The sequence below is a fragment of the Micromonospora aridisoli genome, from assembly GCF_056150025.1.
Window position 1 is genome coordinate 368270 of the sequence record NZ_JAXCFK010000003.1, and the last position, 21602, is coordinate 389871.

18 protein-coding genes are annotated in these 21602 nt (G+C 72.4%); 9 read left to right on the top strand and 9 right to left on the bottom strand.

Going from position 1 to position 21602, the window contains the following annotated elements:
* Window positions 1–232: 232 nt before the first annotated feature.
* On the bottom strand, window positions 233–2716 hold the full coding sequence (locus SM447_RS08680) for a DNA gyrase/topoisomerase IV subunit A (RefSeq protein WP_474572211.1): 2484 nt from the start codon (window positions 2714–2716) through the stop codon (window positions 233–235).
* Between the two features lie 31 nt (window positions 2717–2747).
* The gene (locus SM447_RS08685; protein ID WP_474572382.1) at window positions 2748–4805 is read right to left on the bottom strand and encodes a DNA gyrase/topoisomerase IV subunit B; all 2058 of its coding nucleotides are present in this window, start codon (window positions 4803–4805) and stop codon (window positions 2748–2750) included.
* A 355-nt stretch (window positions 4806–5160) separates the two neighbouring features.
* On the opposite strand from SM447_RS08685, the gene SM447_RS08690 reads away from it, so the two are divergent.
* Window positions 5161–6417: an SGNH/GDSL hydrolase family protein gene (locus tag SM447_RS08690; protein WP_474572383.1), complete on the top strand. Its 1257-nt coding sequence runs from the start codon at window positions 5161–5163 to the stop codon at window positions 6415–6417.
* Between the two features lie 129 nt (window positions 6418–6546).
* Window positions 6547–7395: an alpha/beta hydrolase family protein gene (locus SM447_RS08695; protein ID WP_474572384.1), complete on the top strand. Its 849-nt coding sequence runs from the start codon at window positions 6547–6549 to the stop codon at window positions 7393–7395.
* Window positions 7396–7421: 26 nt separating this feature from the next.
* Here SM447_RS08695 and SM447_RS08700 read toward each other — a convergent pair whose 3' ends face one another.
* Window positions 7422–7952 carry a hypothetical protein gene (locus SM447_RS08700; protein WP_474572212.1) on the bottom strand — a complete coding sequence of 177 codons (531 nt, stop codon included), beginning with the start codon at window positions 7950–7952 and terminating at the stop codon, window positions 7422–7424.
* 186 nt (window positions 7953–8138) lie between these two features.
* Between SM447_RS08700 and SM447_RS08705 the strand changes: the two genes are divergently transcribed.
* Both SM447_RS08705 and SM447_RS08710 read left to right on the top strand, forming a co-directional pair.
* A complete protein-coding gene (locus SM447_RS08705; RefSeq protein ID WP_474572213.1) occupies window positions 8139–8777 on the top strand; it encodes a hypothetical protein in 639 nt (212 codons plus the stop codon).
* An 86-nt stretch (window positions 8778–8863) separates the two neighbouring features.
* On the top strand, window positions 8864–9250 hold the full coding sequence (locus tag SM447_RS08710) for a hypothetical protein (RefSeq protein ID WP_474572214.1): 387 nt from the start codon (window positions 8864–8866) through the stop codon (window positions 9248–9250).
* Window positions 9251–9269: 19 nt separating this feature from the next.
* On the opposite strand, the gene SM447_RS08715 is transcribed toward SM447_RS08710, so the two are convergent.
* Window positions 9270–10163: a DUF72 domain-containing protein gene (locus tag SM447_RS08715; protein ID WP_474572215.1), complete on the bottom strand. Its 894-nt coding sequence runs from the start codon at window positions 10161–10163 to the stop codon at window positions 9270–9272.
* Window positions 10164–10245: 82 nt separating this feature from the next.
* Between SM447_RS08715 and SM447_RS08720 the strand changes: the two genes are divergently transcribed.
* From SM447_RS08720 to SM447_RS08735, 4 genes are all read left to right on the top strand, one after another.
* Window positions 10246–11016 carry a Pr6Pr family membrane protein gene (locus SM447_RS08720; RefSeq protein ID WP_474572216.1) on the top strand — a complete coding sequence of 257 codons (771 nt, stop codon included), beginning with the start codon at window positions 10246–10248 and terminating at the stop codon, window positions 11014–11016.
* Window positions 11013–11990, top strand: coding sequence for a glycoside hydrolase family 88 protein (locus tag SM447_RS08725; RefSeq protein ID WP_474572217.1), 978 nt, complete (start codon window positions 11013–11015; stop codon window positions 11988–11990). Before SM447_RS08720 ends, SM447_RS08725 begins: the two co-directional genes overlap by 4 nt.
* Window positions 11991–12072: 82 nt before the next feature.
* Window positions 12073–13119 (top strand): NAD(P)-dependent alcohol dehydrogenase, encoded by a 1047-nt coding sequence (locus SM447_RS08730; protein WP_474572218.1) that lies wholly within the window; start codon window positions 12073–12075, stop codon window positions 13117–13119.
* Window positions 13120–13154: 35 nt separating this feature from the next.
* Complete coding sequence (locus tag SM447_RS08735; RefSeq protein WP_474572219.1) at window positions 13155–13670, top strand: 2'-5' RNA ligase family protein; 516 nt, start codon at window positions 13155–13157, stop codon at window positions 13668–13670.
* A 99-nt stretch (window positions 13671–13769) separates the two neighbouring features.
* On the opposite strand, the gene SM447_RS08740 is transcribed toward SM447_RS08735, so the two are convergent.
* From SM447_RS08740 to SM447_RS08755, 4 genes are read right to left on the bottom strand one after another with little or no spacing between them, the layout of a single operon-like run.
* Complete coding sequence (locus SM447_RS08740) at window positions 13770–14678, bottom strand: siderophore-interacting protein (protein WP_474572220.1); 909 nt, start codon at window positions 14676–14678, stop codon at window positions 13770–13772.
* A 26-nt stretch (window positions 14679–14704) separates the two neighbouring features.
* Window positions 14705–16804, bottom strand: a complete 2100-nt coding sequence (locus tag SM447_RS08745) for an iron ABC transporter permease (RefSeq protein WP_474572385.1) — start codon at window positions 16802–16804, stop codon at window positions 14705–14707.
* 5 nt (window positions 16805–16809) lie between these two features.
* Entirely contained in the window at window positions 16810–17793 is a 984-nt protein-coding gene (locus SM447_RS08750) for an ABC transporter substrate-binding protein (protein WP_474572221.1), read from the bottom strand.
* A 40-nt stretch (window positions 17794–17833) separates the two neighbouring features.
* On the bottom strand, window positions 17834–18667 hold the full coding sequence (locus SM447_RS08755; RefSeq protein WP_474572222.1) for an ABC transporter ATP-binding protein: 834 nt from the start codon (window positions 18665–18667) through the stop codon (window positions 17834–17836).
* Window positions 18668–18898: 231 nt separating this feature from the next.
* Here SM447_RS08755 and SM447_RS08760 point away from each other — a divergent pair, with 231 nt between their 5' ends.
* Complete coding sequence (locus tag SM447_RS08760; RefSeq protein WP_474572223.1) at window positions 18899–20581, top strand: coiled-coil domain-containing protein; 1683 nt, start codon at window positions 18899–18901, stop codon at window positions 20579–20581.
* A 135-nt stretch (window positions 20582–20716) separates the two neighbouring features.
* Here the strand turns inward: SM447_RS08760 and SM447_RS08765 are convergent, their stop codons facing one another.
* Complete coding sequence (locus SM447_RS08765) at window positions 20717–21271, bottom strand: hypothetical protein (protein WP_474572224.1); 555 nt, start codon at window positions 21269–21271, stop codon at window positions 20717–20719.
* Between the last annotated feature and the right edge of the window lie 331 nt (window positions 21272–21602).

Sequence of the window (21602 nt, forward strand, 5' to 3'; positions counted from 1 at the left end):
GACGAACCTCACCAATCATTGATCCACTCCTTCGACTAGGACCACGCACGATCGGAAAGGACGCGCGTTGTCGCAGGCACCGACGTTGTGGATGGTGGTGTCGACACGTCGGGCCACCAGCGAGCAAGGCCCAACGTATCGTCGTAATACGTCATACGTCAATGACAGACGTCGATGAATGAAGGCCGTGCCGGACTGGTGTCCGGCACGGCCACAGTCGCGGAGCCGCTACCTACTTTCGGTCGATCTGGTGGCCCACCACGGCCGGACCGAGCATGACGGCGAAGCCGGAACCGTCGCGGCGCGGATCAGCCGCCGGCAGCTCCACCGCCTCACCGTTCGCCGTCGACCCCACCGGCCGGGGACCGACCCAACCGACCACCACGTCGGTCTCACCCTTGAGGAACCGATGGGCACGCACCCCGCCGGTCGCCCGCCCCTTCGCCGGGTACGCGGACAGCGGCGTCATCTTCACCGTCGCCCCGGTCGAGGTCACCACCATCGGCTCACCGTGCTCCGGATCGTCGGTACGGACCGCGCCGAAGAACACCACCCGAGCCCCGGCCGGCAGGGCGATGCCGGCCATCCCGCCGCCCTTGAGCCCCTGCGGGCGAACCGTCCCGGCGGGGAACCGCAGCAACGAGGCCGCACTGGTCAGGAAGGCGAGGGTCTCGGCGCCGTCGGTCAGCCAGGTCGCGCCGACCACCTCGTCGCCGTCGCGTAGCCCGATCACCTCGAACTCGTCCGACCGCACCGGCCAGTCCGGGGCACACACCTTCACCACCCCCGACCGGGTACCGAGCGCCAGGCCCGGCGACCCCTCGGCGGCGGCACCCAGCGGTGCCAGGCCGACAACCGTCTCCCCCGGCTCCAGCGGCACCAGCTCGGCGGCCGACATCCCACCGCGCAACGACACCGTGCCGGCCTGCTCCGGCAACACCGGCAGCGGCAGCACGTCCACCTTGAACGCCCGGCCCGCGCTGGTCACCAGCAGCACCCGACCCCGGGCCGTGGAGTGCACCACGGCGCGTACCGCGTCGTGCTTGACCCGCCCGTGCCGGCGACGCCCCTCGGCGGCCTCCTCCGACTCGGCAGCCGTGCGGGCGACCAGCCCGGTCGCCGACAGGATCACCTGGCACGGGTCGTCGGCCACCTCCAACGGACCGGCGGGCACCGACGCGGCCAGCACCTCCTTGAGGTCGCCGTCGACCAGCGTCGTCCGCCGGGGCACGGCGAACTGCTTGACCACGGCGGCCAACTCGTCGGAGACGACCTTCTTCAGCACGTTCTCGTCGTCGAGGATGGTCGACAGCTCGGCGATCTCGGCCCGCAACTTCTGCTGCTCGGCCTCCAGCTCCAACCGGTCGTACTTGGTCAGCCGGCGCAGCGGAGTGTCCAGGATGTAGTTCGCCTGGATCTCGGAGAGCTTGAACTGGCGCATCAGGCCGCTCCGGGCCGCCTGGGCGTCCTCGCTGCCCCGGATCAGCTTCACCACCTTGTCGATGTCGAGCAGGGCGATGAGCAGACCGTCGACCAGGTGCAGCCGCTCCTCCCGCTTACGCTTGCGGTACGCGCTGCGCCGGGTGACCACCTCGTAGCGGTGGGCCAGGAACACCTCCAGCAGTTCCTTGAGCCCGAGGGTGCGCGGCTGCCCGTCGACCAGCACCAGGTTGTTCACGCCGAAGGACTGCTCCAGCGGGGTCAGCCGGTAGAGGTCGGCGAGCAGGGCCTGCGGATTGACGCCGACCTTGCACTCGATGACCAGCCGGGTGCCGCTCTCCCGGTCGGTGAGGTCCTTGACGTCGGCGATCCCGGTCAGCCGCTTGGTCTTGGTCACCTCGTTGGTGATGGCCGCAATGACCTTCTCCGCGCCCACGCCGTACGGCAACTCGACCACGGTGATGGCCTGCCGGCCCCGGCTGCCCTCCAGCGGCCCGATCTCCACCTTGCCGCGCATCCGCACCACGCCACGGCCCGTCTCGTACGCCCGGCGCACCTCGTCGAGGCCGAGCAGCAGTCCGCCGGTGGGCAGGTCGGGACCGGGCACGAACTCCATCAGCTTGTCGAGGGTGGCGTTCGGGTGCCGGATCAACCACCGGGCGGCCGACACGACCTCGCCCAGGTTGTGCGGAATCATGTTGGTCGCCATCCCGACCGCGATCCCGGCGGCCCCGTTGACCAGCAGATTCGGGAAGGCGGCCGGCAGCACGGTGGGCTGGGTCAGCGAGCCGTCGTAGTTGGGCTCGACGTCGACGGTGTCCTCGCCCAGCTCACCGACGAGCAGCATCGCCTCCCGCGACATCCGAGCCTCGGTGTAACGCGCCGCTGCCGGGCCATCGTCCGGAGATCCGAAGTTTCCATGCCCATCGATGAGCGGCACGTTCAGCGAAAACGCCTGAGCCATCCGAACCATCGCGTCGTAGATCGCGGTGTCGCCGTGCGGATGGTACTTACCCATTGCGTCCCCGACGATCCGGGCGGACTTCACGTGTGCCCGGTCCGGGCGGTGGCCCTGCTCGTACATCGACCAGAGGATGCGTCGGTGCACCGGCTTGAGGCCGTCGCGCGCGTCCGGCAGCGCCCGGGAGTGGATGACCGAGAAGGCGTACTCCAGGTAGGAGTCGGACACCTCGGTGGTCAGCGGGTTGTCGATGATCCGCGCGCCGGCCCGGTCGAACGCGGAGTGGTCGACCTTCGTCTCCTTGCGGCGTGCCATGGCTCAGCTTTCCTTCCGAGAGACCCGATGGTCAGGCGTCGATGGCGTCACGGTCGACCCGGTCGGCGGAGTCGATCAGCCAGTTGCGGCGCGGCTCGACCTTCTCCCCCATCAGCAGTTCGAGGATCCGCTCGGCGGCCTCGACGTCGTCCAGGGTGATCCGGCGTACCGCACGGGTGGCCGGATTCATGGTGGTCTCCCACAACTCGTCGGCGTCCATCTCGCCGAGCCCCTTGAACCGCGGCACCGGGGTGACGATCTGCTTGCCGGCCTTCTCGAACCGGCGCACCGTCGACTCCATCTCCGCCTGCGTGTAGGTGTAGACAGTCTCCGGGTTGCGACCCTTGGTGGTGATCTTGTGCAGCGGCGGCATGGCGGCGTAGAGCCGGCCCGCCTCGATCAGCGGTCGCATGTACCGGGCGAAGAGGGTGATGAGCAACGTCCGGATGTGGGCGCCGTCGACGTCGGCGTCGGCCATGATGAGCACCCGGCCGTAACGCAGCGCCGACAGGTCGAAGGTGCGCCCGGAGCCGGCACCGAGCACCTGCACGATCGCCGCGCACTCGGCGTTGTCGAGCACCTGCTGAAGGTTGGCCTTCTGCACGTTCAGGATCTTGCCGCGAATCGGAAGAAGCGCCTGATATTCGGCAGATCGGGCAAGTCGGCCTGTCCCGAGGGCGCTGTCCCCCTCGACGATGAACAGCTCACTCCTGTCGATGCCTGACGCGCGGCAGTCGACGAGTTTGGCGGGCATGGCCGCGCCTTCGAGGGCGGTCTTGCGGCGGGCGGCGTCCTTCTGCTGCTTCTGGGTGAGCCGTACCCGCGCCGCGTCCACGATCTTCTGGAGGACGGTGCGCGCCTCGGTCTTCGTCCGGCGGTCGTCCAACCAGGACTTGACGTGCTGCTCGACCAGGCCCTGCACGACCTTGGTGATGCCGGCGGTGGAGAGTTCGTCCTTGGTCTGGGAGGTGAACTGCGGTTCGGGCACCCGGACGTGCACCACCGCGGTCATGCCCTCCAGGACGTCGTCGAGGGTGGGCGCGTCCTCCTTGGCCTTGAGCAGGCCACGGGTGTTGCGCACGGCGTCGGCGAGGGTACGCGCCAGCGCCCGCTCGAAGCCCTTGCGGTGGGTGCCGCCGTGGGCGTTGCGGATGGTGTTGGTGAAGCACTCGACGGTGCGTTCGTAGCCGGTGCCCCAGCGGAAGGCGATCTCCACCTCGGCCCGGCGCTGCACGTTGGACTGCATGACGCCGTTGGCGTCGGCGGCGTTCTCCCGGTACGTCCCCTCGCCGGTGACCAGCAGGGTGCCGGAGACGGGCCGGTCGCCGGCCGGGGCGAGGAACTCCACCATGTCGGTGAGGCCGTTGGGGTAGTGGAAACGCTCCTCGGTGGGCTGTTCCGCGGTGCGGTCGTGCAGCGTGTAGCTGACGCCGGGGACCAGGAAGGCGGTGTGCCGCAGCTTGGCCCGGACGGCGTCGTGGTCGAGCGTCGCGCCCGTCTCGAAGTAGCGGGGGTCGTACCAGTAGCGGATCGAGGTGCCGGTGCGCTGGCCGCGCTTGACCGCGCCGACGACCTGGAGGCCGGGGCCGGGGGTGAACGGCGCGTCCGGGCCGTCACCGTCGAAGATGCCCGGTACGCCGTGCCGGAACGACATGGCGTGGACCTTGCCGCTGCGGCGCACCGTCACGTCGAATCGGCGCGACAGCGCGTTGACCGCCGAGGCGCCGACGCCGTGCAGGCCGCCGGAGGTCTTGTAGCCGGAACCGCCGAACTTGCCGCCGGCGTGCAGCCGGGTGAGCACGAGTTCGACGCCGGAGATGCCGGAGCGGGCGTGCACGTCGGTGGGGATGCCCCGACCGTCGTCGTCGACCTGCACGGAACCGTCCGCGTGCAGGGTGACCTCGATCTTCTTGGCGTGCCCGGCGACTCCCTCGTCGGTGGAGTTGTCGAGGATCTCGTTGACGAGGTGACCCACGCCACGGCTGTCGGTGGAGCCGATGTACATGCCGGGTCGCTTGCGGACGGCGTCCAGCCCCTCAAGGTGCGTGAGGTCGTCGGCCCCGTACAGGGTGTCAGGCTCTGCGGTCAACTGGTCGTACTCCCCGGTCTCGGCGATGTGCTGCCCCGCGCCGTCGGCGGTCGGTCCGGCACGGGCACGCCGCAGCGAGCGTAGCCGCACGCCCCGACAACCTGTGCGGACACCCGCCCGGCACGCCGAGGGCCGCTGCTGGCGGACCTGCTGCGGTCAACGCCCCGGTCCCCCGCCTTATGCCCCGACGGGTCGACGTGCGGAGCGGGTCCGATCGCCTGCCACCGGAGCATCTGCGGCCCCCGGGGGCCCGCCTGTCACACATGTTTCCCACTGTTGACGTCCGTCACACGTGCGTGATCTCATCACCGCACTAGAGAATCTTTCATATTTCCATGAACGGATGGGGATGCCGATGTCCGCGTTGCGTCGTACCGCCGCCGCGATGGCCCTGGCCGTCGCCGCAGCCACCCTCTCCACCGCGGTCGCGGCCCCCGCCGCCTCGGCCGCACCCCCCACGGCCGCCGTCGCCCTGGGCGACAGCTTCATCAGCGGCGAGGGCGCCGGGGCCTACCAGCCGGTGGTCGACGCGACCGGTGTCGCGCGGAGCTTCCCGGGGTGGACAGCCCCCAACAACAACGCCTTCTTCTGCCACCGATCGGCCAACGCCTCGCTGCACCAGGCGACGCTGCCCGGCATCCAGGACCGGTTCAACCTGGCCTGCTCCGGCGGCCAGCCGCACGACATCGCCGCCGCCTCGTCGGCGCGGACGAACGGCCGGCAGGTCGCCGCCCAACTCGACCAGCTCCGCGCGGTCGCCCAGACCCACGACATCGACCTGGTGCTGATCGGGCTCGGCTCGAACAACAGCTCATTCACCTTCGGCGGGGTCGCCGAGAAGTGCGCCAACCGGTTCATCGCCGACGCCTGGACCGGCTGGTGGGAGTTCTGGGCGTACCTGGGCGGGCCGGTGGAGCAGAAGCCGTGCTCCGACGCCGACCTGGCCACCGCCGCCCAGCTCACCGCCGCCACGGCGGAGACCACCGCGGCGGTTCGCCAGATCCTCACCACCCTGCGCGAGGTGGACGCCGACGGTCAGCACCGGGTGGTGTTGCAGGACTACACCAACCCGCTGCCGCTGGACCTGGCCCCGACCTACCACACCGAGGACAGCCGCGACGACACCCGGGACAAGTTCCGCGCGCTGGGCGCCGAGCGGTACGCGGCCGGCTGCCCGATCCACCGGGCGAGCCTCGCTCCCGGTCACCGGTTCTCCCAGGGCCTCGGGACTATCGTGCGCTCCGCCCGGGACACCCTGGCCGCCGAGTTCCCCGGCACCGACCTGGTCTACCTCAACGTGCAACGGGCCTTCGACGGCGCCCGGCTCTGCGAGAACGCGAACAGCCCGACCGGAACGCTGGCCACTCCGATCCGGTTGATGGACAACCCGCCCAACGGCACCTTCGTGACCAGCCTCTCCGGCAAGGACAAGATCGCCATCCAGCGGATCGCCAACACCTGCGTGACCTACTTCCAGACGTGCCAGGAGTCGTGGCACCCGAACGCCGCCGGGCACCAGGTGCTGGGCCAGTGCCTCTCCGGCGCGGCCACCACCGGCGCCCGCTCGGTTGCCTGCGTACGCGCGTCGAACGGGGCGGTCACCGTCTCCTGACCGCACCGGCCCTGATGTGCCCCGGGAACCCCGTGAGGTTCCCGGGGCACACGCCGCTGCGGCCAGCCGCCGCAGGCCGCCCCCCACCCGCTACCTACCCGCCGGTAACCTGTTGTCGTGAGCGCGACGGTGGAGTACCAGCAGGAGTTCGTCCAGGTCGACGGCGCCCGTCTCGGCGTCCAGGTCTACCCGGAGCCCGACGGCGTGACCGACGCCCCGGTGGTGCTGATCGCACCGGCGATGGGGGTCCGGGCCCGTTACTACCGGCCGTTCGCCGCCGCGCTGCGCGCCGCCGGACTGGCCGTGGTCGTGGCCGACCTGCGCGGCACCGGCGAGAGCACTCCCCGGCCGAGCCGGGCCTGCCGGTACGGCTACGCGGAGCTGGCCGCCGACATCGGCGCGGTACGGGCGGCGCTCAAGCCCCGGCTGGACGGCCGACGCACCCTGCTGCTGGGGCACTCCCTCGGCGGCCAGGCCGCCGTGCTGCACCTGGCCCTGCACGGCGAACACGAGGTGGACGGGCTGGCCCTCATCGCCGTCGGCATCCCCTACTGGCGTGACTTCGCCGGCCCGCGCCGGTACGGGGTGCTGCCGTACACCCAGGGCATCGCCGCCACCGCCCGGCTGCTCGGGGTGTGGCCCGGGTGGGGCTTCGGCGGTCGCCAGGCGCGCGGAGTGATCCGCGACTGGGCGCACACCGCCCGCACCGGACGCTTCCCCGAACTGGACGGGGTGGACGCCGAGGCGGCGGTGCGCCGGATCCGCACCCCGGTGCTGGCGATCAGCGTCGACGGTGACCAGTACACCCCGCACCCCACGCTGGACCGGCTCTGCGCCAAGCTCACCGGGGCCCCCGTCGCCCGGGAGCGGTACGCAGCGCCGGGCCAGTCCGCCCTGGACCACTTCACCTGGGTACGCGCCGCCGGGCCGCTGGCCGCTCGGGTGGCCGACTTCGCCACCACCCTGCCCGTACGCTGACCGCCCGAGGTCTCCCCGACGGTCCGTCAGGTCGGTGAGCCGGCCTGACGGCGTCGGCGCATCCGGAACAGCAGCCTTGCGATGCCCATCGGCAGCAGGTGCAGCACCACCACGAGCACAGCCGTCAGGGTGACGATCCCGCCGGAGGAGAGCCCGGCGTTGGCCAGCACCAGCCCTGCGCATGAGCTGGTCAGCAGCGCATGACCCGCGATGCGCAGCGCGATCACCCGCTTCGACGGGTCCGCTTCGCGCGGCGCGGCGCGCCGCACCGCGCCGACCGCCGCCAGGATCGCGATCAGCCCGGCGAACTGCAGCGCCCAGACGGCGACCCGCCAGACACTGGCATGGTCGGTGAAAGGCGGCGCGACGATGGTGGTGACTGCGAACACGACGAAGGCCGGTGGCCAGGTGAGAACGAAAGCGGTTGTCGCCGCCATCGCCACCCTGCTCGGCAGGCTCTCCCGCGGCTGGACCTCCTGCTCGATGCGGGCGATCACCTCGTCGGGGGCCCACACCAGCCTGCGGTCCGAGCCCGTTTCCGGTGCCGGGTACGACATGCGGCGAGCGTAGTGCGGCCGGTCAATGGATCAGGGTCGGACATACCCGAGGACGGGTCTGCTCAGCGGTCGCTTCCCGGGCGGCGCGGGTAGTTGCCCCGGCCTGCGGCAAGACTGTCGATCGCGACGATTAGCCCGGCCAGACGTGGGTAAGCCGGTGCGCCCGACACGGTGGAAGGGGACCAGATGTCTGACACGCACACCGCACTACGCTCGATGCACGACCTCGGCCTGGCGGCCTGGTTCGGTGGCTCCCTGATGGGTGCCTTCGGCGTCAACGGTGCCGCGGCCCGGATCGGCGACTCGACCCAACGACTTCCGGTGGCCTCGACCGGTTGGAACCGGTGGACACCGGTCAACGCGGCGGCCATCGGCGCTCACCTCGCCGGCGCGGTCGGTGAGCTGGTGACGGAGAGCCCGCGAATGGCCGCCCAGGCCGGGGTCGGCCGGGCCAGCACGGTGAAGACCGCGCTGACGGTCAGCGCTCTCGCGGTGACCGGGTACAGCCGGCTGCTCGGCATGCGGCTGGCCAAGGCCGGCCGGCCGTCGGTCGAGGGGGTCACCGAACCGAACCAGCAGACGCCGGCCAATGTGGCGTCCTGCCAACGCCAGTTGAAGATGTTGCAGTGGGCGATTCCGGCGCTGACCGGTGCCCTGATCGTGGTCACCGCCTACATGGGCGAGCAGCAGAAGCCCGGACAGGTCCTACGCGGCATGCTCGGCCGGGCGGGCCGTCTGACGCAGGCCTCGAAGACGATGGGCAAGGGTGCCGGTGGGATGGCGGCGGCCAGGGCCATCCGGCAGATGACGATGTCCGGCCGCTGACGGCGGGAGGACCAACGACCGCCAGCGCACCCACGTGCCGGGCGCCGGAAGGGACCGGCGACCGCGCACCGATCAGCGAGGTCGCCATGACGGACAGGGACAGGCAGGAGCGGGGGCCCGAGGGTGTCGCGCCCTGGGGGACGACGGACGGTTTCGACGCGGACCCGCCGTGGGGCGCCGGCGAGCACTCGCCAATGAACGAGGGCAGCGAGGAGAGCGCGGTGCCCGAGGGACGGCGCGGCGAACGGCGCGCGGCGGGCGCCGGTGCCGGTGATGTGACGGACCGGCCGGCCGGGCGGCACGGGTTCGGCTCGGTGGAGCCGAACCCGACGCCGGCGGCCGGTCCCGGCGCTCCGCCGGACCCGGCGCCGTCGCGGCGCAGCTTCCCCGACGACGAGGCCGGCGGGGACCTGCCGGACAACGCGCTGGAGGAGGCCACCGGGATGCGTCCGGAGGGAACCTGGCACGGGTGAACGCCACCGCAGCGTCCGGTCAGGACGGTACGGCTCGACGGGCGGGGATGCCGAGCAGGCCGGCCAGCCGCTCCGCGTCCCGCTGGGCCTGACCGGCGCAGCAGTTGTTGAACAGCACGTGCAGCTCGTCGGCCTGCCCGGCGAGCTCCACCAGCAGCTCGGACCAGCGGCGCAGCTCCTCGTCGCCGTAGGCGTAACGGAAGCGGTCCTCCTTGTCGCCGCTGGTCCAGGCGCTGCTGTGGCCGTGGAACCGGATCATCGCCAGGTCGGCGGTGGCGACCGGGATCGGCGGCACCGAGTCCGGATGCCCCTGCGGCATGTCCACGCAGCAGAAGGTCAGTTCGCGCTCGCGGAGGAAGCTGAGCGTCTCCAACGCCGCGGTCCCGTCGAACCAGGAGGCGTGCCGTAGCTCGACGGCGACCCGCCACGGCCGGCAACGCGACGCCAGTTCCGCGATGCGTCGGCGGGCCGCCTCGCCCCGGGCCAGCCACGGGGGAAACTGCAGCAGCACCGCACCGAGCCGGTCGGCCGCCGCGATCGGCGCCAGCGCCGCCCGGAACCGGCTCCACAGCTCGTCGTACGCCGAAGGTGGCAGGTCGCGCCGGCGGATCCGGGCCGGGCCACCGGCCGGGCGAAGGTCCGCGGGCAGGGTGGCGACCGGTGTCGGGTGGCCGGTGAAGAGGCTGAACGCCTTGACGTTGAAGGTGAATCCGTCGGGCGTGGCGTCGACCCAGCCCTGCGCCGTCTCCGGCGCTGGTATCGCGTAGTACGACGTGTCCACCTCGACCAGCCCGAACCGGTCGGCGTAGTGGCCCAGCCGGCCGGCCGGCGTGTTGGCCTGGCGGGGGTACCAGCCGGAGCGGACCAGCGTCCGGTCGGCCCACGAGGACGTGCCCACCTTAATGACACCCATGTAGTTCAGTGGACCGCCGCACGGTCGGATCGGCAACCGCTGGGCGCTGTCGACCCCGCCTACCGGTTGGTAACGTGCCGCAATGACTCTGCGGCGTCGACTTCCGGCGGTGACGCTCCGCCTGGCGATCGTGATCAGCGTGCTGTCCGGTGTGGTGCTCACCGCGCTCGGGCCGGCCACGGTGACCGGCCTGCTGCCGTACTTCACCATCCAGAGCAACGTCGCTGTCGGGCTGGTCGCCGGAGTTTCGGCCTGGCGGGTCGGTCGCGGCCGGCGCGAGCCCCCACCCGCGCTCTGCGGCGCGGTCGCCCTCTACGTCACCATCACCGCGGTGGTCTACCACCTGGTGCTGGCGAACCCGGCCAGCCCGTTCGCCATGCCGCAGCCCGACCGGGCTCTCGGTGAGGCGCTGGGCAACCAGTTCCTGCACAGCGTCGTGCCGCTGCTCGCGGTCGCCGACTGGGCACTGCTCGGCCGGCGGGGCCGGCTGCGGCTGCGGCACGCCCTGTGGTGGCTCGCCTTCCCGCTGGGCTACCTGGCGTTCGCACTGGTACGTGGGCTGGTGGTGGACCGCTACCCGTATCCGTTCCTGGACGCCACCGAACTCGGCTACGCCGGGGTGGCGATCGTCGCCGCCGGCCTCGCCCTGGTGTTCTGGCTGCTCGGCCTGCTGTTCGTCGGTGCCGACCGGACGCTCGCCCGGCTCCGGCCGGCGCCCGCACCGGCACGGCCCGCCCCGGCGACCGTGGCCCGGCCGGGCCCGGCCGGACCTACCCGGCCCGGGCCTGCCACCGCGGCAGCGCCCGACGGGGCGGCAGCCGAGGTCGCCGAGCCGAGCGGGACCGTGGCGTGAGACGCCCGGAACACGATGCCGGCCGCACGGACCGGGTGCTCATGGCGCTGCTGGCCATGCAACGTCAGTCCTGGGAGCAGGGCGTCGCCGCCCACGCCGCCCTCGACCTGGGACGCGACGACCTGGCGGTGCTGCTGGCCGACGCGGCGGTGACCCGGCAGCACCGCGACGGCCGGTTGGGGGATGCTGGCGAGGAGAGCGGCGCGGTCAACGGCGCGGCGTGTGTCGAGGCGGTGCGGTACGCCGCGACCGTCACCGGCGACCCGCGCTACGCCGAAGCGTTGGCGGCACAGCTGCGTTGGCTGCTCGTCGAGGCACCCCGGGATCCCGACGGGACGCTTTTCCACCTGCTCGGCAGCCGGGAGATCTGGGCCGACACGGTGTACATGGTGGTGCCGGCGCTGGCCCTGGCCGGGCAGCCTCGGCTCGCCGCCGGGCAACTGCGCGGGCACCGTACCCGGCTGCACGACCGGCGTACCGGGCTCTACGCCGCCCGTTGGGACGCCGATCGAGGGCGGCTGACGCACCCGCAGCACTGGGGTACCGGCAACGGGTGGGTGGTCGCCGGGATCAGCCGGGCGCTGCGGCTCTGTGCCGACTGGCCGCCCGGGGTTCGGGACGAACTCGCCGACCACGCCCGCGAGGTGATCGACGCCTGTCTGGTGCACCGGGGCGCGGACGGGCTCTTCGCGGACGTGCTGGACGATCCGGCCACCTTCCGGGAGGCGAACGTGGCACAGATGCTGGCCTACGCGATGCTGACCGGCGTCGCCGACGGCTGGCTGCCGTCCGGGTACGCGGCACCGGCGCGGGAACTGCTGGCCGCCGCCGACCGGCGGGTCGACGCCCGTGGCCTGGTCACCGGGGTCAGTGGCGCGCCGGACTTCACCGCACCGGGCACCTCCAGCGAGGCCCAGGCCTTTCACCTGATGGCCCACGCCGCACTGCGCCGCCTGCCCGCACCGCCGGGCTGACCCGCCGCCCGGCCGGACGCGGCGGTTTGGGACGGCGTCTGCCGGGGAGCCCGTCGCAGGCCACCGACGACGGGAGACAGGGATGCGCGCACTGCGGCTGCCCGCATGGAAGACGGAACCGGAGCTGGTCGAGGTCGACGAGCCGACCCCCGGCCCGGGTCAGGTGGTGGTGCGGATCGGTGCCGCCGGCGCCTGCCACTCCGATCTGCACCTCATGCACGACTTCGAGGCCGGCGGCCTGCCCTGGAATCCACCGTTCACCCTCGGTCACGAGAACGCGGGCTGGGTGCACCGGCTCGGATCCGGCGTGACCGGGCTCGAGGTGGGCCAGCCGGTGGCGGTCTACGGCCCCTGGGGCTGCGGCCGCTGCGCCCGCTGCCGGGTCGGTGTCGACAACTACTGCGAGAACCCGGCCGCGGCTCCGGTGCCGGGCGGTGGCGGTGGCCTGGGCCTGGACGGCGGGATGGCCGAGTACGAGTTGGTGCCGGACGCCCGACACGTGCTCCCGCTGCCCGAGGGACTCGATCCGGTCGACGCCGCACCGCTGACCGACGCGGGCCTCACCCCGTACCACGCGATCCGCCGGTCCTGGCCGAAGCTGCCGCCCGGCAGCACCGCGGTGGTGATCGGTGTCGGCGGGCTCGGGCACGTCGGCGTGCAGATCCTCAGGGCCACCACCGCCGCCCGGATCATCGCCGTGGACACCCGGGACGAGGCGTTGCGGCTCGCCGAGGAATGTGGCGCCGACCTGACGATGCGCTCGGGTGAAGGCACCGCCGAGGAGATCCGCACGGCCACCGGCGGCCGGGGCGCCGATGTCGTGCTCGACTTCGTCGGCGCCGACGCCACGCTGAAGCTGGGCGTCGCCGCCGCCCGGACCGTGGGTGACCTGAGCATCGTGGGCCTCGGCGGCGGCACGCTGTCGGTCGGCTTCTTCTCCGTGCCGTACGAGGTCAGCATCCAGACCACCTACTGGGGCAGCCGTCCGGAGCTGATCGAGGTGCTCGACCTGGGTGTGCGCGGACTGGTACGGCCGAAGACGACCACGTTCAGCCTGGACGACGCGATGCGTGCGTACCGGATGATGCAGGACGGGACGCTGGAAGGCCGGGCCGTCATCGTGCCGTGAGTGGTCGCCCGTACGCCTGTCTCTACAGTGATCGCGTGGTCGCCGCGCTGGAGCTGTACCTGGACACCGCCGCCACCCGCAGGATCCGGGTGCTGTGGGACGCCCTGGAGGCCGAGGGGGTGCAGAGCCTGCGGTCCCTGCTGGAGCAACGGCACCGGCCGCACGTCTCGCTCGCGGTCGCGCCGCGCTTCGACCCGGAGCAGGTCACCGCGGCGCTGGCCGGCACCACGGTGGCGGCGCCGTTGCGGTTGTCGTTCCAGCATGCCGGCCAGTTCGTCGGTCGGGTGCTGTGGCTCGGTCCGGTCCCCAGCGCCGAACTGCTGGCCCACCACCGGCTGGTGCACGACCGGCTCACCGCGGCCGGGGTGACGCTGGTGGAGCACTACCGGCCGGGCCGGTGGGTGCCGCACTGCACGCTGTCCATGCGGGTGCCGAACGCGTTGATGGCCACCGCCGTACGCCGTTGCCTGGAGGTGCTGCCGCTGGAGGCGACGGTCGTAGCCGCCGCCCTCACCGACCACGCCCGCAACATCTCCCACCCCCTCCCCTGACCACCAACTCCCGCGATCTTGCACTTCCGGTCGCCGACATGCGCCTCTCGTGGCTTATGCGGGGGCAGAAAGTGCAAGATCGCGGGGGGTGGGGTGGGGTCAGGAGGGGTCGGGGCGGCCGTGGCGCCAGTAGCCCATGAAGGCGACCGCGCGTCGGTCCAGGCCGCGCTCGGTGACCAGGTGTCGGCGGAGGGTACGGATGACCCCGGCCTCCCCCGCCAACCAGGCGTAGAGCGGGGCCGTCGCAGGCGCGTCCGGCACCTCCCAGAGGATCTCGCGGTCCACGTCCACCTCGTCGACCGGCTGCGGAGCCGGCGCACCGGCGACGTCGGCCAGCAGTTCGCCCGAGGCGACGGCCACCGCGGCGACCAGCCGGCTGCCGTGCGCGCCGCCGCCCCGGGGCAGCCAGGTCACCTCGACACCGGGCGGCGTGATCAGCGGCAACGCGTCGTCGGCCGTCGGCACCTCCAGCAGCACCCGGCCGCGTGCGTCCAGCGGTAGCCGCTCGCAGATGGCGCTGATCGCGGGTACCGCCGTCTCGTCCCCGGCCAGCAGCAGGCACCCGGTCGACGGGGGCCGGAACTCGACCCCGCCGTGGTCACCGCCGTACGCGGAGTCCGGACCCATGATGGCGATCTCGTCGCCGGGGCGGACCCGGCGGGCCCACCGGGTGGCCGGCCCGCCGTCGCCGTGCAGCACCAGGTCGACGTCGACCTCGCTCAGGTACGGCCGGACGGCGCGCACCGTGTAGGTCCGGATCGGGTTGCGCTCCTGGTCCGGCAGGGCCCGCCAGCGCGCGTACCAGTCCGGTCCCTGCGGCAGGTGCACCCCGACCTGGTCGGGCAGCGGCAACGCCAGCTTGATTCGCTGGTCGTAGCCGTTGTCCGCGAAGCGGTCCAGGTCCGCGCCGGTGAAGGTGACCCGGACGAAGGACGGGCTGAGCCGACGTACCGCGCGGACCTCGACGGTGAAGAACCGCCAGGGCGCGACGGGCAGGGTGTTGGTCATGGTGCCTCTCCGGGTCGGGGGTGCGCTTACCGGGTGGGGGCGGCCGCGGCGCGGGAACGCCACAGCAACCAGACGAAGTAGGGCGTGCCGATCATGGCGGTGACCAGCCCGGCGGGGATCTGAGCCGGGGCGATCACGGTGCGGCCGAGGGTGTCGGCGAGACTGACCAGCGCCGCGCCGAGCAGCGCGGCGACCGGAAGCACCCGGGTGTGCCGGCCGCCCACGAGGGCCCGGGCCGCGTGCGGGGCGACCAGGCCGACGAAGCCGATCACGCCGACGGCGGAGACCGCCGTCGAGGTGAGCAGTGCCGCCGCGCCGAGGGCGACCAGTCGGGTGCGTTCCAGCCGGACGCCGAGCACCCGTGGGGTGTCGTCGTCGAGCGCCATCAGGTCCAGCTCACGCCGGGCCGCCACCACGGCCGGGGTGAGCACCAGCAGGGCGATCGCCACCGGCAGCACCTGCGTCGCGGTCCGCCCGTAGGTGGAGCCGGAGAGCCAGGTGAGGGCCTTGCCGGTGTTCCAGGGGTCGAAGGCGACGATCATGAACGTGATCATCGCCATGCCGCCCTGCCAGGCACCGAAGCCGATCAGGACCAGCCGGTCGGAACTGAGCCCGCCGCGCCAGGCCGCGCCGTACACCAGGGCGAACGCGAGCATCGCGCCGAGCCCGGCCACACCGGAGACGGCCCAGACACCCGCCAGCGGCACGAAGGTGAGCAGCGAGACCGCGCCGAGCCCGGCGCCGGCGGTGATGCCGAGGATCCCGGGTTCGGCCAGCGGGTTGCGGCAGACCGCCTGCACGGTGGTACCGGCGACCGCCAGGGCCGCGCCGGCCAGCATCGCCGCGGCGACGCGCGGCCACCGCTGGTCCAGCACGAAGGTGTACGCCGGCCCGGTGCTGCCGTTGATCCAGTTGACCACGTCGCCGAGCAGCAGCCAGGTGTCCCCGGCGAGCATGCCGAGCAGCACGGCTCCGGCGGTGACCGTGGCGGCGACGGCCACCACGGTGCGGTGGAAACTCGTGGAGCGCACGGCGGCGTGACCACCGGGCGGGCGGCGGGTCGGGCCGGCGTCGCGGTGCCGACGGGCCAGCCAGATCAGGATCCCGGCTCCGAACAGGGTGGTCACCACGCCGGTGGGGATGTCCACGCCGGCCTGGCCGCCCATCAGGGCCCGCAGCAGCACGTCGGAGCCGAGGACGATGACGACGCCGGCGATGCCGGACAGCGGCAGCAGGATCCGGTGCCGGTGCACTCCGGGTACCAGCGGGCCGAGCAGCCGGACGATCACCGGTGCGCAGAGCCCGACGAAGCCGACCGGGCCGGTGAGGGTGACCGCCGCGGCGGAGAGCAGCACCGCGAGCACGGTGACGAGCAGCCGGGTCCGGCGTACGTCGATGCCGAGCACGGTGGCGGTGTCGTCGCCGAGGGCGAGGATGTCGAGGCGGTGGCCGAGCAACATCAGTACCGCGGCGGCCGCCACGATCACGGGGGCGAGCTGGGTGAGCGCCCCGAGGTCGCTCTGCACCAGCGAACCGTTGCCCCAGGCGAACAGGCCGATGGTGGCCTGCTCGAAGAGCAGGAGCAGCAGCATGGTCACCGAGCTGAGCGCGAGCGCGGTGGCCGACCCGGCGAGGATGAGGCGGGTGGTGCCGGCCTGCCCGCCGGCCGACATCGCCATCACCAGGCCCGCGGCGGCGAGGCCGCCGCAGAAGGCCAGGCCGCCGGCGGGCAGCGCGGGCAACGCGATGCCGAACGCGGCGACCGAGACGATGGCCAGATGTGCGCCGGCGTTGACGGCGAGGGTGTCCGGGGAGGCGAGCGGGTTGCGGGCGATCGACTGCAGGGCCGCGCCGGCGAAGCCCAGGGCGACACCGATGGTCAGCCCGGCGAGCAGCCGGGGCACCCGGGAGGCGACGAGCACCCGGGCGGTCTCGTCGTCCCCACCGGTCAGCAGGCGGAGCAGGTCGAACGCACCGACGGCGGAGGTGCCCTGGGTGAGGTGCACCGCCACGACCACCAGCAGCAGCGCGGTGGCGACGACGAATACCCCGACGACGCGGGAGGCCGAGGGGCGCCCGGCCGGAGCCGGCTGGACAGCCGACTCCGGACGCGAGGGCGCGGACAGCATGGTCACACCGCGTAGGTGTTGACGAGCTGGTCGATGTACTGCTTGCCGGAGAGCGGCCCACCGAAGGTCCAGACTCCGTCGGGCATCCGGTGCAGGTTGCCCTGCTTGACGAAGGGCAACGACTTCCAGATCGCGTTGCTGTTCAAGCCGTCGGCGAAGACGTCGGCACCGTCCGAGGCGTTGTAGAAGAAGTGCAGGTCCGGGCTGGAGAGCACGGTCAGGCCCTCGACGTCGGTCTGGCCCAGGCCCCACGCCTCGTCGGTCTTGCCGGTCCAGGCGTTGGTGAGGCCGAGTGCGATGCCGATCTGGGAGACCAGTGCGCCCTCGCCGAACATCCGGATGCTGACCGTGCTGCCTTCCTTCCAACCGTCGGCGATGGCGAACGGCTTGCCGGCGGCACCGGCGTCGGCGATCTTCTTCTTGCCGTCGGCGATGGCGGCGTCGAAGTCGGCGAGCAGCTTCTCCGCCTCGGCGGTCCGGCCGACCGCGGTGGCGATCATGTTCAGGTCGGAGCGCATCCGGCCGAGGTTGTCCGAGGCGTCGCTGCCCTTGGTGACGATGACCGGGACGTACTTCTCCAACTGGGTGATCACGTTGGCGCCGCGGTCGTCCTCCATCACCACCAGGTCGGGCTGCAGGGCCACGATGGAGTCGATGCTCGGTTCACCCCGCGTCCCGACGTCCTTGACGTCCGCGTCGAGCTTGGCGGCGCTCACCCAGGTCGCGTACCCCTTGGGGTCGGCGACGCCGACCGGCATGACGCCGAGACTGACCAGCATCTCGACCTCGCCCCATTCGAGGCCGACCACCTTGGTCGCGGGGGCGTCGAGCTTGACCTCCTTGCCCCGGCTGTCGGTGACGGTGACCGGGCCACCGGCCGCGGAAGCGGTGGCGGCGGGCTCGGTGGTGTTCTCGGTGGTGCCGCAGGCGGCCAGCAGCACCGCGGTGGCGGCGGCCACCAGGGCGGTTACACGGGTACGGGACATGATGTTCTTTCTCGGGTGGGTGTCGTGACCCGGTCTGTGCTCAGACCGGGACTCGGGCCAGGTGTCGGCCGACGGGGCGGGTCGTCACCAGCCCGCTGAGCGGATCGGTGCTGACCTCGATCCGGATGCCGTAGGTCTCGGTCAGGTCGTGTTCGGTGAAGACCTCGGCCGGGGTGCCGGCGGCCCGGACCCGGCCGCCGTGCAGCAGCACCACCTCGTCGGCCACCGCGGCGGCCTGGTTGAGGTCGTGCAGCACGACGCCGACGGCGACGCCGTGGTCGTCGGCGAGGTCTCGCATCAGATCGAGGATCTCGACCTGGTATCGCAGGTCGAGAAAGGTGGTGGGCTCGTCGAGCAGCAGCACCGGGGTGTGCTGGGCCAGGCAGGTGGCCAGCCAGACCCGCTGCAGCTCACCACCGGAGAGTTCGTCCACCGGCCGGCCGGCCATCGCGCTGACGCCGGTGACCTCCATCGCGCGGGCGATGGCGGCCGGACCCTCCGGGTCTTCCGCGCGCCACCGGCCCCGGTAGGGGTGGCGCCCGTAGCCGACGACGTCGCGGACGGTGACGCCGTTGGGGATCGGTCGGCTCTGGGCGAGCAGGGTGACCCGGCGGGCGTACTCCTTGGCGGGCAGACCGGCCGCCGCGATGCCGTCGGCGAAGAGCACGCTGCCGCTGCCCAGCGGATGCAGCCGGGCCAGGGCTCGTAGCAGAGTGGACTTGCCGCTTCCGTTGGGGCCGACGAGGGCCGTCACCGCACCCGGACGCAGGGTGATCGCGGCGTCGTGCACCACGGAGGTGCCGTGATAGCCCAGGCAGAGATCAACACCGCGTAGGCTCTGCTCGGCGTCGCGCGACGCCAGTCCGGTCGACATGTGGTTAGGTTAACCTAACCTAAGTGACTGTCAAGACGAGGGGCTGTTCGTCTTCGCGCAGCTCGACGACGTCGCCGTCACCGGTGGACAGGAGTCGATCTACTTCATCCGAGGCGGCCGGAAAACCGTACCGGGGTGGGAGGACAGAGCAGTCGGAGCAGCGGTAACGTTGCGCGTCATCCGCCGCCGGCCCACCGGCGTGGCGCTCTTCGATCCTACGGAGGATGGGGCATGTCCATCGGCGAGGAGCCGTTCGCAGTCCGCGACGACCTGGCCTCGCGGCCGAACTTCGAGGTCGCCCTGCGCGGATTCGACAAACGGCAGGTCGAACGCTACGTCGAGCAGGTGGACGGCCGGCTCGCCGCGGTTTCGGCGGAGCGGGACCGGGCCACGGCGCACGTGCGGGAGCTGACCGGCAAGCTCCAGGCGCTCCAGGTCGAGATGGCCGAGCTACGGCAGCGACCGGCGCAAGTGGACAAGGCCACCTTCCAGGACGTGGGACCGATGGTCGGCCAGATCCTGGACCTGGCCGAGAAGCAGGCCGCGGCGATCATCGAGACGCACACCCAGCGCGCCACCAAACTCCAGGCGGAGGCGGAGAAGACGCTCGCCAACGCGCGGGAGCGCACCGTCAAGGCGCTGGCCGACCTCGAGGAGGAGCTGGCCGGCCGGCGGGCGGAGCACGAGAAGACGTACGAGGAGCTGCGGGCGGCGGCCGACGCGGAACTGGCCGAGACCCGCGAGCGGGCCGACAAGTTGCGCGCCGAGGGGGAGGCCGCGCAGGAACGCGCCCAGCAGGAGGCCCAGCGGATCGGCGAGCAGTGCCGCCAGCAGGTCGAACAGGCCCGGTCGGCCGCGGAGGCGCTGACCACCTCGGCGCGCACCCAGATCCACCAGGAGATCCAGGCGGCACGGTCGAAGAGCCAGCAGGAACTGGCCCAGTGGCGGGCCACCGTCGAGGAGGAACTGGCGGAGCGACGCGCCGCGGCCGAGGAGGACCTGGCCGAGCAGCGGGCTGCCACCGAGCGTGAGCTGGCCGCCCAGCGGGCCGCCGCGGAGCAGCGGGTCAGCTCGATGATCGCGGACGCCCAGCAGTACTCCGCTGAGATCCGCAAGCGCGCCGACGAGCAGGCGGCCGAGGTGCGCAAGCTCAGCGACGAGCAGGCCGCGGCGGCGGAGGAGCAGCTGCACGCCGTCCAGCTGGAGGTCGGAGAGCAGCGCCAGGCGCTGGCCCAGCTGCACGAGGAGTTGGACGACGCCGAGCAGCAGCTTGACGAGGCCCGCCGCACCAAGGACGCCACCGAGACCGAGCTGAACCGCCTGCGGCAGATGCTGGAGGAGACCAGCCGCGAACTCGTGGCGGAGGGCCAGCGGCTGGACGAGGCGCGCCGGGCGGCCGAGGCCGCCGAGCGGCACGCCAAGGAGACGCGGGCGCGGGTGCAGCGGGAGGCCAAGCGGGTCGCCGACCTGGCGGCCGCGGCGGTGATGGCCGCCGCGGCGGGAGGCGGCGAGACCGCCGAGTACCCGGTGGTGGGCTCCCGCGCCGGAGTCGCCCGGACCGGCGGGGACACCGCCGCGGGAACCGGCGGCGAGGCCGAGGGTGCCGCCGAAGCAGAGGTGGACACCGACCGGCCCGGACCGGAGGCGGAGCGGGCGCTCGCCGACGGTGCCGATCAGACCGCCCGGGACCGCAACGGCGTCGACGCCGGCCGGCCGGGTCACCCGCAACCGGAGCAGGGCGCACGGCCGCTGGTGGACCCGGTGGCCCGCGCGGCGGCGGCGGTGGCGGCCGGCGGGCCGGGCGGCATCGACTGGTTCGCCGGTCAGGCGGCCAACCAGCAGTCCGACCAGACCGAACCGGGGGCAGCCACCTCGACCGGAGCCGATCGGGCACCCGAGCCCGCCGCGAACTAGGGCCTGTGTCGAAGTCCCTGTGCCCTAACTCAGCCCGCCCACCGGTCGAGTCGGTGGGCGGGCTCCGTCGTCGTGGCCGGGTCGTGCCGTGCGTCCCGGGTATCCGTCGCGGAATCGTCCGCGCGCCCGGCGCTCTCAGAACGGCCGACGTGGCAGCCAGCCGAGGAAGCGGTTACGTGCCCGCGCCAGCGGCAGGCCGGGCAGGTCCCGGGCGGCGGCGAGCAGGCAGGAGCCCAGGTAGACCGCGAGCGCGGCGCGCGCTCCGCCGAACTCCGCGAGCAGTTGGCTCTGTTTGACCGCGCACGGCCACTCCTGCCCGCAGCCGGTGCAGGTCCAGCTCGGCGGCGAGGGCAGATGCTCCGGCGGCTTGGTCGAGCGGTAACGGATGGCGGCGTTGTTGCGACGGCCCACCCGGGCCGGGGCCCGCAGCGGCTCATCCGTGGCCGGACGCGGATCGGTGAAGAGTTCCCGACGCGCCAGTCCGAGCGCACCGCCCACTCGGACCAGCGCATCCGTCCCCGGGCGATAGTCGACCAGCGCACCCAGCACGTGGTGACCGAGCAGGTCGAAGGCGTCGGGCCCGAGGGATGAGGCACGGCAGAGCGCGATCAGTCGAGTCGGTGCCGCCACCCGCTGCGCCACCAGAGCGCCGTGCAGCACGTCCCGTAGACCGCCGCCGAAGGCGGACATCCGGGATCCCATGAGGCCGGTCAGGAGCGCCTCCCCGGCGATCCGCCGGAGTGCCTCAGCCGTCGCCAGTCGGACGATGTCAGTCGGATTCTTGATCTCCAACACCCCACCCCTTCATCCGTTTGTCGATCAGCTACCTCTCGTTTCGACACCCTTCGCATGATCACGGACACGGACGGTCGCCGGCTAGCCCGATGCGCGCACGGCGGACCGGACCAATTAGCCCGAAAACGAAACTCCCATGACATCGGCAACGAGTGACCTCCCCTGAGCGCGACGGATACGCCGTGAAAACTTCATGGGAGTCCTTCCTTTGTGGATACCATCGGTG